Raw genomic sequence first — 16,184 nt, forward strand, 5'->3', positions numbered from 1 at the left:
TTACTTACCATTATACAAGACTTGGGGAGGTACTTCCTTTTTTATGCTTCAAAACCATTGGGCCGCAAGGCCTCAGAATTATGAAATTCATTCACGTATGTACATTTTCTTCAATTCTTTTTGCGCGGATAAAAGCGCGCGTCCTTCTTGAACAGCGCTGTTCGCATAATAATCATTTAATCCGTAACGTTGTTTCAATTGTTGATGGATGGAGACGGAACTTTTCGCTTTCACGCCCCTAAGCTCACGGACCTCCGCTTGATAGCGAAAATGTTTGGCTTGATTAAACACCTGGAGGGTGTGAGCCATGGACATAACAAAATCAGGGTCGATCGTATGCTTATATAAGCGATTTGAAAAAATAGCCTTCATGCCCATGATACCCATCCTCCCTTGGTTTTGTAACGGTCACTGTTAGTGCTTTAATTATACCATGAAGAATATATGTTTGTCACTTCAAAAATATTCAAAACAAGCGATTCATCACCCACCTAGTGCTGACGCACTTGAGGAAGGTGTCTTCTCGCCCTAAAGCGATAAAATCTATTTTTTTGCATCATACATCCGATGTTAGCGAAGTCTTTCTTTTTATAAGTAATTTTGTAAGAGTACGGTAGTCAGATAAGAGATAAAAGCGTATAAAAAAGAGGCTACACCAAAGGGTGTAGCCAACAAGGGGGATTAGTGTACATCGTAAACGATGTCTACTTAGGTAGCTTTTGACTCAGAAAGCTGATTCAGTCTATCAGCCAGTTCAAAAGCACCGGTCGGTTGAATCGCTTCTTTACTCGAGAAGGTATCATTAAATTGATACGCGCTAGAGCCGTGTTCAGAGATATCAAGTCCAATACGCTCTTCCTCTTCTGATACGCGAATAGATGTGAATCGAGTGATGACGAAAGTGACAGCACCAACTGACGCCATTGTCCACGCGACTACTGCTAAGACGCCTAGACCTTGGATTAAGAATTGACTTAATCCGTGGCCGTAAAATAAGCCGGATTCAACCGAGAATAAACCTACCGCAAGTGTACCCCAAATACCTGAGAGGCCGTGGACGGTTGTTGCCCCGACGGGATCATCAATCTTTAGAACGCGGTCAATGAATGTAATCCCTTCGACTAAGATGACGCCAGAGACGACCCCAATCGCAATCGCGCCGGGAATGGACACTTCAGCTGTACCAGCTGTGACCCCGACTAAGCCGGCGAGTACGCCATTTAAAGCAAGAGAGACGTCAATTTGTTTAAAGCGTAGTTGTGAATATAAAACAGTTGATAATAAACCACCCGCACTTGCCATCAGCGTTGTTGCGACAATCATTGGCACAAGCTCGGTATCAGCGGCGAGCGTTGAACCACCATTAAATCCAAACCAACCTAACCATAAAATGAATACCCCTAAAGCGCCCATCGGTATATTATGGCCAGGAATAACATTGATTTTACCGTTTGTATACTTACCGAGACGCGGTCCTAAGAATAAGACGACCGTTAAAGCACCTACGGCACCGGTTAAGTGAACGACCGTTGAACCGGCAAAATCAGTAAAGCCTAATTCAGCTAACCAGCCATCTGACCAAATCCAGTGACCGACGACAGGATAAATTACACTCGTCATCGCAAGTGTAATTAAAACATACACCCCGATTTTAATCCGCTCAGCAACGGCACCAGAGATAATCGTCGCACAGGTTGCAACAAACATTGCTTGGAAGACGAAGAACCCCATATCGTCAACGCCGCTTAATAAGAAGCTATTTGATCCGAATAATCCGTTAAAGCTATCGCCGAACATCAGCCCATAACCAACAAGATAAAAGATGATCGGTCCAATACTAATGGTTAAAAAGTTTTTTGTGATAATATTTAATGAGTTCTTTGCGCGGGTGAAGCCTGATTCAACTAAAGCGAATCCCGCATGCATGAAGAAGACTAACACACTCCCAATCATGACCCACAACATATCGACGGTTTCTGTTGTTACCACACCAGTGTCGGCATAGAGTGGGGATGTTAAAAATATACTAATAAAAAGTAAAAGGCCTATTTTCTTAAACACATTCATCATCTCCTCGTTAGATTTTTATAGAACAGCCGGTTTGCCGCGTTCTTTCGTTCTAATTCTTACAGCATCTTCCACATCATAAACGAAAATCTTTCCGTCGCCGATTTGATCGGTATGACAGGTGTCGATAATGATGTCAATGACTTCGTCTGTTCGTTCTTGCGGTAAGACGAGTTCAATTTTAATTTTTGGTAAGACTTTTATTTCATAACTCGTCCCTCTGAAAACACCGGTTTGTCCTTTTTGTTTACCGGTTCCTGCGACCTCGGTAACGGTTAAGCCTAAAAATCCGTGTGAGGCTAATTCATCTCGTAACGCTTGAAACTTTTCTGGGCGAATAATCGCTTCAATTTTTTTCATAACTGATGACGCTCCTCTCTTTGTTAACTTTTCTAACATGATAAGTTATGTTTATTATCTTACGCTAAATTTCTGAAAATTCAATAGAATTTAGCCTATTTGCTTAGAGTTGTTTAATATTGAAATAATCTAATAATTAGAATGATTAATTAAAATTAATTTAAAACCAATATGTATAAAAACCATGTAATTCATTTAAAAATCGGCGAGATAACATGAGGAAGTAAAGGGAGCATAAGTGTTTTGGGGTTGTTTATCCTGCTTTTTCTATCAAGGATAAACGATAGTATGATTGATATGAACTATGTTAAAATAGTAATGAGGTAAACAATTGAGAGGAGAAACAAACAGATGTCACGACGATTTGAAAAGATATTAATTATTTTAGGTATGGCGGTCTTTATCTTTTTCGGTGTACAAGGGGCGAGTATGTTAATTGTACATAATGATGAAGGAAGAGCGATGGAATTGTATGAATCCTATGAATCAGAATTAGCTGAAAATAGTGAGGATGACTTTGAACTACCAGAATTCAATGTGTTTCGAGATAACTTGCAGTCTGGCGGGATTATGATCCTCATTCTGAGTATCACCACGGTTGTCACAGGAGGATTAAGTATCTACTTCTTAAAGAAAGATATTAAACCCAAAATGGTCGGGATCTTACTGCTGGTGTCAGGTGCTTTAGTTGCGATTTTAGGTTTTGCGCCAGCGATGTTAGGAAGTCTTCTATATATGGTTAGTGGCGGATTAGTCCTCTTTAAAAAACCGAAACAACTTACGGTATAGTCAATAATGAAAGAAGGAATAAGTATGTCGAAAAAAACAGTCGCTATCTTATTTGGCGGTAAATCAGCTGAACATGAAGTATCACTTATGTCAGCAAAGAATGTGATTGAAGCGATTGACCGTGAGGTCTATGACGTTGCTTTAATCGGGGTAGATAAACAAGGTGCATGGCACTTACTTGATGAGGCGCATTATTTAGATGATGCGGATGATGCGAAAAAGATTCGGTTACATTTAACGGGTGAAGCGATTGCGGTTATCCCTGGGCAAGACACTGCTCAAATCATTAACAGTAAAACAAATGAACCGATTAAACAAATAGATGTCGTGTTCTCAGTCATTCACGGAACACTAGGAGAAGATGGTAGCTTACAAGGGTTAGTACGTACCCTGAACTTACCGTTTGTGGGGGTTGACTTACTCGGCTCAGCCGTCAGTATGGATAAAGATTTTACGAAACGTTTATTAAAAGAGCGTGGTCTAAAAGTGGCAGCTGGTCTTGTATTTAAAGCACATGAACAAGCATCGATTGACTTTAGCGCTGTTAAGGAAACGCTCGGCTTACCTGTTTTTATTAAACCTGCCAATCAAGGCTCATCGGTCGGGGTAAGTAAAGCAACAGATGAAGCAAGTTTCACGAAAGCGATTCAAGACGCCTTTTTATATGATGATAAAGTACTTGTTGAAGAAGCGGTAAAAGGACGCGAAGTTGAGTGTGCGGTCTTAGGTAATGCCGCACCAAAAGCATCCGTGATCGGTGAGATTTTACCACAAACAGACTTTTATTCATATGAATCAAAATACATTGATGAGTCAGGCGCTGTCTTATCGGCACCGGCTGATTTAACACCAGAACAAGTAGAAAAGATTCAAACAGAAGCTGTTAAAGTCTTTCAGACACTTGACTGTGAGGGGATGGCTCGGGTTGATTTCTTCTTAAAAGAAGATGATACATTAATCATTAATGAAGTGAACACCATCCCAGGCTTCACAAAAATCAGTATGTATCCACGTCTTTGGACGCTATCAGGATTAAGCTATCCGAATCTGATTGATACGTTAATTAAACTGGCTTTTGAGCGTCACGAACGAAAACAACAGCTTAAAAGTGCAAGAGACTAATGAGTATAAAGCACCGACACTTATAATTACTTTATAAGTGTCGGTGCTTTTTTCTTTATTTATATTGAAAGGTGATACAAATTATAATATTAAGGTAACTGATCATATTCAATAATGAAGCGACTATTAGGTAAGTAGTCAACTTGATAGGTTTCTCCCTCTTTTGGATTCAAGGTCCACGGATTCCTTCGAAAACTGATGTTATCTAATTCAAAATCGATAGATCCACTAGCTATATAAACATGTGTGACGGTGCCAGTTTTAGTATGTGTGGTTTTGTTTAACGCTGAAGGTAAATCCAAATACAGTAATAGTCCGTGATAATAGAAAGTGTATATTAAAAAGGGACTCAATAAGATGATAAAAATCCACCAAGATGGGCGTTCTTTTTTCTTGATGAGTCGGAGGATGAGTCTACCGAATACAATAAAAGTAATTATAAAAAAAAGAGTAGATAATAGTAGATAGCCAAAATAATACATCATCAGTCACGCCTCCTTATTCTCGCTCAGTCTAAGAATGAGAAACTAATAGCCTGAATGAAATTCATTTATACAAAGTATAAAAGTAGGTAAATGAATTATAGCAAAATATTCATCGTACGCAATCGTTAACATCACACAACACTGTTACAAATCAAAAGCACCTGTTCATGAACGCCAAGGTCAGGTGCTTTTCTGTAAAAATAAATCTTTGCAAACAATCTATTATATACTACTGATCAGTGTCTTGTTTATCTTCATTTCTGAGTGAATGGTGAGATTTCGGCTGTTTTTTATAGCGACGTCTTACAAATACACCAATGACAGAAGCGATCACAATAAAGATAATAATTACTGGTAAATTACCGACGATATAAACGAAAAGATTAGAGAAGAAGATAATGACCGCATCATAACTTCTGACCCACTGATCTTTTGTCCGCTGCCAAATATTTAAGTCGCCGTCTTTAATCGTGCTGACTTCCTCTTCTTGTAGCCGGAGGTCAACGGTCGCATAATCAATCCGATTATCGAGAAAATTTAATTGACCCGTCAGACGTTCAATTTCAAGTTGGGCATTCGCTAAGTCACGCGAGATTTGGAGTAAGTCTTCTGTTGATTCAGCTTCTTCCATAAAGGTGAGTAACCGTTCTTCTAGTTGTTTTTGTGTGTTGAGTCGTGTTTCTAAGTCGACATATTGATCGGTGACGTCTTGTCCTGAGATCGCGTTGTATTCAACTTGGAATAAGTCTGTTTCAAATTGATTTAAAAAGGTTTGTAAGTTTTCAGCAGGAATCCGAATCGTAAAATAACCTGACCGGAAATGCGCATCGTACCGATGCGTTTCTTTATTAAGGATATAGCCGTCGACACGGTTGGTCTCCTCTTCAATAAATTGCACCGCTGTGTCATACTTCCGGGTAGTGAGTTCTAGATTCGCGTTATACATAATCTTACGATCAGTTGTATCAACCGGTGCGTCGGTTTCGCCGTCTTCCATCGGTCCCTCTGGTCGAATGCCGCCCTCATCATACGCTTCTTGCTCGGCAGCATCATCTTCAACGGCCATTTCCATGTCCGAGTCGCCTATCGTATTAGTTTCTGATTGATCTTCACTTGAACATGCGGTCATAAAGATAAGGATCAAACTAAATAAAAATAACATGATTCCATTTCTTTTGTTCATAATTAACGCCTCCTTTTAAATGTTTCTCTCATACATCAGTCGTTTTGTTTGGTTAAAAAGTTTCAATATTTAAATAATATACACACTTATGTATAAATATTAATTTTTATGTATATCAGATAGAAATACGCTTTCATCTTGATGATAGGCTATGATGTTATGACTGATAATATACTATTCCCTAAAAAGAATAAAAAATTCTTCAAAAGGGGTTGCATTATTATTCTTTCTGTTGCATAATAATACACAAGTTAACCGAATCGATTGAAAAATAAGATCATTTAAATAAAAGGGAGCGGATCGACATGGCAAAAGACAAAATCGTATTAGCATATTCAGGGGGATTAGATACATCAGTGGCAATTAAATGGTTACAAGACCAATACAATTATGATGTCATCGCGGTAGGATTAGATGTAGGCGAAGGAAAAGATTTAGAGTTTGTGAAAAAGAAAGCTATTGATGTTGGGGCAATTAAATCATATTCAGTAGATGCAAAAGCACTCTTCTCAGAAGAATATGTGTTACCAGCTTTGCAAGCGAATTTATTATATGAAGGTAAATATCCACTGATTTCAGCCTTGTCAAGACCTTTAATCGCAAAAGTGCTCGTAGATATTGCTGAACAAGAAGGAGCCGTTGCTGTCGCCCACGGTTGTACCGGCAAAGGGAACGACCAAGTCCGGTTTGACGTTGCCTTTACGGCACTTAATCCAAATCTAAAAATCGTCGCACCGGTAAGAGAATGGAAAATGACACGGGACGAGGAATTAGCTTATGCAGAAAAACACGGTATCCCTGTACCGGTCGGTAAAGAAAGTCCATACAGTATTGACCAAAACTTATGGGGAAGAAGTAATGAATGTGGCATTTTAGAAAACCCATGGGCAGAAGCGCCAAAGGATGCGTTTGAACTTACAACCGATCCCGTTGATGCACCGGATGTACCAGAAACCATTGAAATTACGTTTGATCAAGGGAAGCCAGTAGCCATAAACGGACAACAATATCCTTTGCATGAACTGATCTTAGAATTAAATCAAATCGCCGGTAAGCATGGTGTGGGTCGGATTGACCACGTGGAAAACCGGTTAGTTGGGATTAAGTCAAGAGAGATTTACGAAGCACCTGCAGGTGTCACGTTAATCGCGGCGCACCAAGAGCTTGAAGCACTGACGTTACCAAGAGAAGTGTCACAATTCAAACCAATCATTGAACAAAAATTTGCGCAATCTGTCTATGATGCGCTTTGGTACTCACCCCTGACAGATGCTTTAAAAGCCTTTATCGCAGAAACACAAAAATATGTTTCAGGTGTTGTAAAAGTGAAACTATATAAAGGTCAAGCAATGGTTGTGGGAAGAAAATCTGATTACTCATTATATGATTTAGATCTAGCAACGTATTCAACAGGTGATCAGTTTGATCATGATGCGGCACTTGGATTCATTAAGCTTTGGGGCTTACCAACGCAAGTCCATGAAACAGTTACAAAAGCGCAACAGAAAAAACCAGAATCAATGACAAAAACAACAGTCGATATAAAGGAAGCGGTCAAGCAATGAAACTATGGGGCGGACGATTCACAAAACCAACCAATGAATTAGTCGATGATTACACAGCATCCATTAGCTTCGATCAAAAGTTGGCGACGTATGATATTTTAGGGAGTCTCGCCCATGTGAATATGTTAGCCTCAGCTGGAATTATTGAAGCAGATGAACGTGACACGATTGTCGACGGCTTAAAAAAAGTCGAGGCATTAATCAAAACAAATAAAGACGTCTTAACAAAAGAAAATGAAGACATTCATATGAATGTAGAAAAGTTACTCATTGATGAGATTGGTCCGGTTGGAGGCAAACTTCATACCGGACGAAGCCGTAACGATCAAATTGCGTTAGATATGCGTCTTTACTTACGGGATCAAGTCGTATCATTAGTCGAATTACTAACGACACTACAAACGGCTTTATTAAATCAAGCAAAAGCGCACACGGATACGATCCTACCAGGCTATACGCACTTGCAGCGGGCGCAACCGGTGTTATTTGCCCATCATTTACTCAGTTATGTGTTTATGTTCCAGCGTGACGCTGAACGGTTGATGGATAGTTTTAAACGAATCAATAAATCACCGCTTGGTGCTGGTGCCCTTGCAAGCACGTCGTTTCCGATTGATCGTCACTTCGTGAAAGATGAACTAAACTTTTACGGGATTACAGAGAATAGTTTAGATTCAGTCAGTGATCGTGACTTCGTCGTTGAATTTTTATCGGATGCGTCACTTGTCATGATGCACTTATCACGCTTTTCAGAAGAACTTGTGCAGTGGTCGAGTCAAGAGTTTAACTTTATTGAGTTAGATGACGCTTTTTGTACTGGAAGTAGTATGATGCCACAAAAGAAAAATCCGGATGTGCCAGAGCTTGTCCGTGGTAAAACCGGACGTGTGTATGGTCACTTAATGGGGATTTTAACGACATTAAAAGGCTTGCCACTCGCCTATAATAAAGATATGCAGGAAGATAAAGAAGGTATGTTTGATACCGTCGAAACATTAATTGGTGCGTTAAGCTTATTTAGCCCAATGGTGGAAACAATGACGGTGAATAAAGAGGTAATGTATGACGCTGTCGCAAAAGATTATTCAAATGCGACCGACTTAGCGGATTATTTAGTCACGAAAGGTTTACCATTTAGAGAAGCACATGCGGTGGTTGGTGAAGCGGTGTTAAGTTGTATCGACAACCATAAATATTTACTTGATTTAACGCTAGCGGAATTCAAACAATTCTCTGAAGTCATTGAAGAAGATATTTTTGAGGTCTTAGATCCGATGGCGGTTGTTAATGCCAGAAAAGCGCACGGTGGAACGGCCAAAGAAAGTGTGGAATGGCAATTTGGTGAAGCGGAAAACTATCTGAGTGACACAACGGTTTGGTTAGAAAAGATGGCGGAACTTTTATCATAACAACAGACAAACTAGCTTCGGCTAGTTTTGTTTCGCCTATCAATGTATAATTATTAGTTAATGTGTATAATTATTAATAAAAGTAGCTGTCGAATGGCAGTTCCTGAATAGAGGATGAGCGTCGGAAGTTACATAAGAAAGGACGGGGATGAGAGATGCAGACGGCCTATTTAATTTTAAATACCGGTGATGTGCTAGAGGGAACATTTTTAACTGAAGCGACAACAATTGAAGGAGAAGTGGTATTCAATACGTCAATGATTGGTTATCAAGAAGTAATGACCGACCCATCGTATGAGGGACAACTCGTGACAATGACGTACCCATTGATCGGAAATTACGGATGTAATGTAGACGTAAAAGAAAGTGACAGTTTTGGCGCAAAGGCGCTTATCGTTCAAACGGTCAGTCATCATCCAGACCACCCAACATCTACCCATACACTAAAACAACTCGCTGAAAAAACAAAGGTGCCGATTATTTATGGCGTTGATACGCGTCATTTAACCAAAATCATTCGTACCCATCCGAATGTTTTCGGCAAAATTTCAACGGACCCACAGGAAAAAGTGACGATGACCAAGATTGACCCAGATGTCGTAAAAAAAGTGTCAGTGAAAGACGTGCAGCACGATCACAGCTTTAGCGATAGTCACGCCCATATCGCCGTTATCGATTTTGGACAAAAGAAATCGATTGTTAATGCCTTAACCGCTGCGGGAGCGAATGTTTCGATCTGTCCATATCACACGACAAAAACTGAGCTTGATCAGTTAAGCGTTGATGGGGTTGTCTTTTCAAATGGACCGGGTGATCCCGTTGATTGCCTCAGTCTAATTCCCACTGTCCGCAGCATCGCCGATCACTACCCGAGTTTTGGTATTTGTCTTGGCCATCAACTGTTGGCACTTAGTTACGGGATGCAAACGAAGAAGTTAGTATACGGTCACCGCGGTGGCAATCATGCGGTGAAATCAAGCATCACAGGTAAAGTTTATATGACGTCTCAAAATCATGGCTACGTCGTCTGTGAGGATGCTGTTACGGATGAATTTGATATTCTCTTTACGAATGTGAACGATCAATCGATTGAAGGACTGCAACATAAAACAAAACCGATCACATCGGTTCAATTTCATCCAGAAGCTCATCCAGGACCAATGGACACGATGCATTTGATTGAACAGTTTGTTAGGGATGTGACGAAGAAGGGGGCGGTTGTCCATGCCTAAACTTGATACGATTAAAAAAGTCCTCGTTATCGGATCAGGTCCCATCGTGATTGGTCAAGCAGCTGAATTTGATTATGCCGGCACTCAAGCTTGTCTTGCCTTAAAAGAAGAAGGCATTGAGGTTGTGTTAGTCAATAATAATCCAGCAACGATTATGACTGATGAAAATATTGCGGATCATATTTATATGGAACCACTTACCGTTGAAAGTTTAACCGAGATTATTAAAATAGAGCAGCCTGATGGCCTCCTCCCGACACTCGGTGGACAGACAGGTTTAAACTTAGCGGCGAAACTCACCGAGCATGGTGTATTAAAAGACTATAACGTGACGTTACTTGGCACGCCACTTGAGACGATTGAACGCGGGGAAGACCGGGAACAGTTTAAAGCGATGATGGAAGACTTACATGAGCCTGTCGCTATGAGTCAGACGGTCGAAAATATTGAAGACGCCTGCCAGTTTGCGGACAAGATCGGTTATCCGGTTATTGTGAGACCCGCCTATACATTAGGCGGCGCGGGTGGTGGGATTGCCGACTCTAAAGCTGAGTTAATGACCATCGTTAAAAATGGCTTAAATCAAAGTCCGATTCACCAAGTCCTCATCGAACAATCGGTGAAGGGTTGGAAAGAGATTGAATATGAAGTGATGCGCGATGATAACGACACAGCGATTATTATTTGTAACATGGAAAATATCGATGCGGTTGGGGTACATACTGGTGACAGTATTGTTGTTGCCCCAAGTCAAACGTTGACTGATCATCAACACCAAATGCTAAGAGACTCATCACTCAAAGTGATTCGTGCTTTAGGCGTGATTGGTGGGTGTAACATTCAGTTTGCCTTAAATCCCCTCACCGATGATTATATTATTATTGAAGTGAATCCTCGTGTCAGTCGTTCTAGTGCGCTTGCATCAAAAGCGACAGGTTATCCGATTGCGCGCATCGCTGCGAAACTGAGTCTCGGTTATTACTTAGACGAAGTTCTTAATCCTATTACAGGAGATACGTATGCGAGCTTTGAACCGGCGATTGATTATGTGGCACTTAAATTACCACGGTTTGCGTTTGATAAATTTTATCAAGCGAATCGTCACTTAGGCACGCAAATGAAAGCGACAGGTGAAGTGATGTCACTTGGACGTAACTTCACGGCAGCTTTAACAAAGGCGATTCGGTCCATGGAAATTAATCAAATCGATTTCCACCGTCCTGCTTTAAGTGCTTGTACAGAGGCCGACTTGATTGAGGCATTAGAAAACCCAACCGATGAACGACTGTTTTATGTGATGGAAGCATTAAAACGCGGGATGAGTGTCGATGATCTACATCATCACACGCTGATTACCCGTTATTTCTTGCATGAGTTTAAAACGTTGATTGATTTTGAAGCTGAAATAAGCCAGTATACGCTTGAAACCGTACCAAAACCATTACTCACTCAAGCGAAAAAATATAGTCTCAGTGAAGTCACGCTAGCAAGGTTGCTAAACACCACAGTGAGAGATATAAATGACTATTTACGTGCGCACAATATCACGGCTAGTTATAAGATGGTCGATACATGTGCAGGGGAATTTGAAGCGAAAACGCCATACTTTTATAGTTCTTGGCTCGAGTATGATGAAGTGACACCGTTAAATAAGCAACAAAAAATTGTTGTCTTAGGTTCAGGTCCGATCCGAATCGGTCAAGGGGTTGAATTTGATTATTGTTCGGTACATGCGGCCTTTTCATTAAAGGACCAAGCAATTGAAGCCATTGTTGTGAACAACAATCCTGAAACAGTCAGTACCGATTATTCAACCGCCGATCATTTATACTTTGAGCCACTGACAGCGGAAGATGTTGAACAAATTGTCTTAAAGGAACAAGCCGACGGGGTGTTGATTCAATTTGGTGGCCAAACAGCGGTGAACTTAGCTGAAGACCTGAATGAGCGGGGAATTAAGCTCATCGGGACGGATATTAACAATATTGATGTCACCGAAGACCGAGAACAATTTTATCAGCTATTAGACGACTTAGCGATTCCACACATTCCAGGGACAACGGTTCTATCGTATGAAAAGGCAAAAGAAACAGCGGAAACCTTTGGATATCCCGTACTTCTTCGTCCGTCTTACGTGATTGGTGGACAAGGCATGGTTGTTTTAGACTCAGAACAAGCTTTAGATCACTATCTCAACCAGCTACTCCAGACGGAAACATCAAGTAAAGTCTTTCCGTTATTACTTGACCGATACATTGAGGGTAAAGAAGTCGAGATTGATGTCATTTGTGACGGGGAAGATATTGTGATTCCAGGTATTTTTGAACACGTTGAAAAAGCAGGCGTGCATTCAGGGGATAGTATGGCGATTTTCCCGGCGCCAAATCTTACGAATCAACAAGAAACCTTGATTGAAACGTATACAAAGAAACTGTCAAAAGCACTTGATTTAAAAGGTCTGATCAATATTCAGTTCGTCTTTAGTGAAGATGAAGAAACGCTCTACTGTCTAGAAGTTAATCCGCGAGCGTCACGAACGGTGCCAATTGCGAGTAAAGTCACAGGCATTGATATGGTTGATTTAGCCGTGAGAACGCAGTTAAATCAATCATTAAAAGAGCTTCATCCAACGTTAGGTCTGCAGGAAAAGCCAAACTTTTACGCGGTGAAGATGCCGATTTTCTCTCATACAAAACTGAGTGATGTTGACCCGTTACTTCAGCCGGAAATGCGCTCAACTGGAGAGGCAATAGGTCTTGGTGAAACGGTTGAAGCGGCACTTCAAAAAGCTTTTGGCTATAAAGAAAATCAATTTATGGCGATGAACGAAACAGATGGTATCTATCTAGGGTTACAAGATGTAGATGAAGCATTAATAAAACAGTTAGCTAAAGTGAACGGCCTCTGTTTTGCGAATGAAATAGTCAGTGATAAACTTATTCAATACGGATTAACGCGCGTTGTATCTGTAACTGAAGAAAAAGCTATTGAGTTACTAGATAAAGGGACGATTAAATTAGTGGCCGACCAACAAACAGCTACTATTCGCTTAAAAGCTTTACGTGAGGGTGTAATGGTCTTAAGTCGAAAAGAAACATTGCGTGCCTATCTCGATGCAAGAGTGGCGGCGCCTACTTTACCCAAAACAATTAACCGTTACCGAAAAATGATGCTAGAGGAGGCAAAAAGATGAGTGTGAAAGACCAATTAAAAGGAAGAAGTTGTTTAACGTTATTTGATTATACAACAGAAGAATTACGTTATATTTTAGATCTCGCCAAAGAAATCAAACAAAAACAAAAAAACAAGGAAGTGTATCATCCGCTAAAAGGCAAGGTGCTTGGAATGATTTTTGAAAAGTCATCGACACGAACACGTGTGTCATTTGAAACAGGAATTTATCAACTCGGTGGCACCGGACTTTTCCTTAGTTCAAAAGATTTACAACTCGGACGTGGGGAGCCAATCAGTGATACGGCGCAAGTTCTATCGGGATACTTAGATGGGATTATGATTCGTACGTTTAAACAATCCGATGTTGAAGCGCTCGCGCATTATGGTTCAATCCCTGTCATTAATGGTCTAACGGATGACTATCACCCGTGCCAAGTCCTTGCGGACTTACAAACGATTGAAGAAGTAAAAGGGCAATTAAAAGGTCTCACGCTCACTTATATTGGCGACGGTAATAATATGGCGCACTCACTTATGGTTGGTGCTGCTAAAATGGGGATGCACTTTAAAACAGCAGCTCCTGAAGGTTATTTACCCAATGAAGATATTGTTGAGAAAGCGAAAATGATTGCGGAAGAAAATGGTGTCACGATTACTGTGACAACGGATCCGAAAGAAGCGATGACGGGTAGTGACATTGTTTACACCGATGTCTGGGCTTCAATGGGGCAAGAAAGTGAACAACTGAAGCGTGAAGCTTTATTTAAAGATTATCAAGTGAACGAGGACCTCGTGTCTCACGCAAAAGATGACTATCTGTTTTTACATTGCTTGCCAGCTCATCGCGGCGAAGAAGTCACGACAGATGTTATCGATGGTAAACACTCTGTTATTTTCCAAGAAGCAGAAAATCGCCTCCATGCTCAAAAAGCCTTGATGGTGGCTTTAATGGCCGATTAATATAAGTAAACGAATGTAAACAGTAAAAGCACCCGTCGGTGCTTTTTTGTTTAACCTTTAAAACCATCAATTAATGTTTGAAGCGATTTGGCAAAGTTTAAAATATTCGCCCCTTCTTTATGAATGATGGCTGTCTCTTCTTTATGGCTAATCGCAATTTTTGCCATGCTTTCGGTATGTTGATGATTATTCTCCGCAATACGATCAAGTTCTCTTGAGACATTGGTCAGTTCATTAAACCGTTCAAATAGCGCAGACATATCATGTTCAATGACGTGAATAGCAGCCGTTGATTCTTTGATTGTGTTTAATAAACTATCAAAGGCATCGGTTGTCTGTTTCATCGTCTCAACGTGGCCTAAATGATGTTCCACGAGTAAATCACTGGTCGATACAGCTGAAGTGGTCATCTTTTTTGTTTTGGCCATGTGCTCAAACATATTAATGGTAATAGCTTTTGTTTCTTCTGCGAGTTTACTCACTTCTCGTGCGACAACTATAAAACCTTGACCTTCTTTACCGGCTCTGCTCGCTTCAATGGAAGCATTTAAAGCAAGTAATTTTGTTTGATCTGAAATGGCTTGAATCGCGCTCGTTAAACTATACGTATGATTGACTTGATCTAGCACGTCATGTAACTCTTGTTGCATCGAAGTTAATTCCGTTTTAAACTCGGCGAGTTGTTTGATTAAGTCATCTAATTCTTTTTTACCTGTTGAAGATGCGGTATTCATTGATTCTGTGAAGCGGAGTGTCTCACTTAAGTGATTTTTAGAAAGTTGTAAGCTAGACGTTGCAGCTGTGACAATCGCTTGAGTATGTTCCGAATAGGCTCTTGTCGCCTCGGCACTTTCTTCTACTGCCCTGGTTGTTTGTGTTAACGTTCAATCATGTGATCGGACTCTCTTTCCAAATGGTGGCCACTATTAGTTAGATCGTTGATGGATTGTTTGAGTTGAGAAATAATTGTGTCGAGTTCATCAACCATAAAGTTATAACTCTCAGTTAAACTTTTAATTTCTAGTGTATGTATTTTCTTTAAAATAAGCGGGCTAAAATCTCCGGTATGGATGCGTTCCATCCCTGCTTTTAGTTGTTTAAGTGGTTTCGTAATATTTTGAACAAAGAATACGGTGAAAATAATACCTAAAACCATCCCAACGATACTAATCATCACCGTTGTCGTGCGCATGGTAAGAATGGGGGCGAGGTAACTTGCTTCGGGTACAAGTAGTAAATAATCGGCCTCGATTTCCGGTAAATAACGCTTCGCAATTAAATAAGGCTCGTCATTAATAGTTTGTTCAAATACACCATCATCTTGGTTCGTAATAGCTGTGAGGACAGCATCTGACGGTGTAAGAGTTGCGTCTTGACTCGTTTTAAATGGCGTGAGCGCCCCGTTATCTAGACGATATTGAACTACCCCCACCTAACATTCTTACGAATGTTTGAGGAAGGGGATTCCTTAAGGACACCCTAAAGGGGACCCATGCTCGTTCAACTAAGCATGGATTTTTCTACTTTCCAACCGCCGCAAACCTATTTTCTCAACATCTGTTAAAGCATATTGGGAAAATAGTGTGTCCCAGGAACACAACTTGCTTGGGTCGAATCGTTCTGTCTGGTAGAACACATGGGTTCTGACAAAAGACAGGGTACGCGTCATATACGCCCATTGCGTCCAATGGTGTAGACCTTGTTTCTGCTCTGGAACAAGTGAATACAACATCGGTGGGAGTTTTTCTTTAAAGCCTATTGCCCGACGGGCAATGACATAAGCGGCTGCCATGTGAATGGACACACCGAGTCGCTTCATATATTTCATCTTGCCAATT

General features: G+C 40.6%; 14 protein-coding genes and 1 pseudogene. 7 read left to right on the forward strand and 8 right to left on the reverse strand.

Annotation, left to right across the window (positions count from 1 at the left end):
- Nucleotides 1-87 precede the first annotated feature (87 nt).
- The 3 genes from BM390_RS14365 to BM390_RS14375 form a co-directional block, all read right to left on the reverse strand.
- Nucleotides 88-378: a hypothetical protein gene (locus BM390_RS14365; RefSeq protein WP_062323597.1), complete on the reverse strand. Its 291-nt coding sequence runs from the start codon at nucleotides 376-378 to the stop codon at nucleotides 88-90.
- A gap of 330 nt (nucleotides 379-708) precedes the next feature.
- Complete coding sequence (locus BM390_RS14370; protein ID WP_089855611.1) at nucleotides 709-2,061, reverse strand: ammonium transporter; 1,353 nt, start codon at nucleotides 2,059-2,061, stop codon at nucleotides 709-711.
- A gap of 24 nt (nucleotides 2,062-2,085) precedes the next feature.
- On the reverse strand, nucleotides 2,086-2,427 hold the full coding sequence (locus BM390_RS14375) for a P-II family nitrogen regulator (protein ID WP_062323595.1): 342 nt from the start codon (nucleotides 2,425-2,427) through the stop codon (nucleotides 2,086-2,088).
- 351 nt (nucleotides 2,428-2,778) lie between these two features.
- Between BM390_RS14375 and BM390_RS14380 the strand changes: the two genes are divergently transcribed.
- Nucleotides 2,779-3,216: a DUF4064 domain-containing protein gene (locus BM390_RS14380; RefSeq protein ID WP_062323594.1), complete on the forward strand. Its 438-nt coding sequence runs from the start codon at nucleotides 2,779-2,781 to the stop codon at nucleotides 3,214-3,216.
- A gap of 24 nt (nucleotides 3,217-3,240) precedes the next feature.
- Entirely contained in the window at nucleotides 3,241-4,338 is a 1,098-nt protein-coding gene (ddlA, locus tag BM390_RS14385; protein ID WP_062323591.1) for a D-alanine--D-alanine ligase, read from the forward strand.
- A gap of 89 nt (nucleotides 4,339-4,427) precedes the next feature.
- Here the strand turns inward: ddlA and BM390_RS14390 are convergent, their stop codons facing one another.
- Nucleotides 4,428-4,823, reverse strand: coding sequence for a hypothetical protein (locus BM390_RS14390; RefSeq protein ID WP_062323588.1), 396 nt, complete (start codon nucleotides 4,821-4,823; stop codon nucleotides 4,428-4,430).
- Between the two features lie 229 nt (nucleotides 4,824-5,052).
- Nucleotides 5,053-6,006 carry a DUF4349 domain-containing protein gene (locus BM390_RS14395; protein ID WP_062323586.1) on the reverse strand — a complete coding sequence of 318 codons (954 nt, stop codon included), beginning with the start codon at nucleotides 6,004-6,006 and terminating at the stop codon, nucleotides 5,053-5,055.
- 305 nt (nucleotides 6,007-6,311) lie between these two features.
- Between BM390_RS14395 and BM390_RS14400 the strand changes: the two genes are divergently transcribed.
- From BM390_RS14400 to argF, 5 genes are all read left to right on the forward strand, one after another.
- Entirely contained in the window at nucleotides 6,312-7,571 is a 1,260-nt protein-coding gene (locus BM390_RS14400) for an argininosuccinate synthase (protein ID WP_062323584.1), read from the forward strand.
- Nucleotides 7,568-8,980 (forward strand): argininosuccinate lyase, encoded by a 1,413-nt coding sequence (argH, locus tag BM390_RS14405; RefSeq protein WP_062323582.1) that lies wholly within the window; start codon nucleotides 7,568-7,570, stop codon nucleotides 8,978-8,980. Before BM390_RS14400 ends, argH begins: the two co-directional genes overlap by 4 nt.
- A gap of 155 nt (nucleotides 8,981-9,135) precedes the next feature.
- Nucleotides 9,136-10,212: a carbamoyl phosphate synthase small subunit gene (locus BM390_RS14410; protein WP_062323580.1), complete on the forward strand. Its 1,077-nt coding sequence runs from the start codon at nucleotides 9,136-9,138 to the stop codon at nucleotides 10,210-10,212.
- Nucleotides 10,205-13,405 (forward strand): carbamoyl-phosphate synthase (glutamine-hydrolyzing) large subunit, encoded by a 3,201-nt coding sequence (gene carB / locus BM390_RS14415; RefSeq protein ID WP_062323578.1) that lies wholly within the window; start codon nucleotides 10,205-10,207, stop codon nucleotides 13,403-13,405. Before BM390_RS14410 ends, carB begins: the two co-directional genes overlap by 8 nt.
- A complete protein-coding gene (argF, locus tag BM390_RS14420) occupies nucleotides 13,402-14,346 on the forward strand; it encodes an ornithine carbamoyltransferase (RefSeq protein WP_062323567.1) in 945 nt (314 codons plus the stop codon). Before carB ends, argF begins: the two co-directional genes overlap by 4 nt.
- Nucleotides 14,347-14,396: 50 nt before the next feature.
- Here argF and BM390_RS14425 read toward each other — a convergent pair whose 3' ends face one another.
- The 3 genes and pseudogenes from BM390_RS14425 to BM390_RS14435 form a co-directional block, all read right to left on the reverse strand.
- The gene (locus tag BM390_RS14425) at nucleotides 14,397-15,080 is read right to left on the reverse strand and encodes a methyl-accepting chemotaxis protein (RefSeq protein WP_062323564.1); all 684 of its coding nucleotides are present in this window, start codon (nucleotides 15,078-15,080) and stop codon (nucleotides 14,397-14,399) included.
- 143 nt (nucleotides 15,081-15,223) lie between these two features.
- A complete protein-coding gene (locus BM390_RS14430) occupies nucleotides 15,224-15,778 on the reverse strand; it encodes a sensor histidine kinase (RefSeq protein WP_062323562.1) in 555 nt (184 codons plus the stop codon).
- A gap of 72 nt (nucleotides 15,779-15,850) precedes the next feature.
- Nucleotides 15,851-16,184 (reverse strand): annotated as a pseudogene (locus tag BM390_RS14435) (hypothetical protein); the annotation flags it as partial.

The organism is Halolactibacillus miurensis, assembly GCF_900116255.1.
Classification (GTDB): domain Bacteria; phylum Bacillota; class Bacilli; order Bacillales; family Amphibacillaceae; genus Halolactibacillus; species Halolactibacillus miurensis.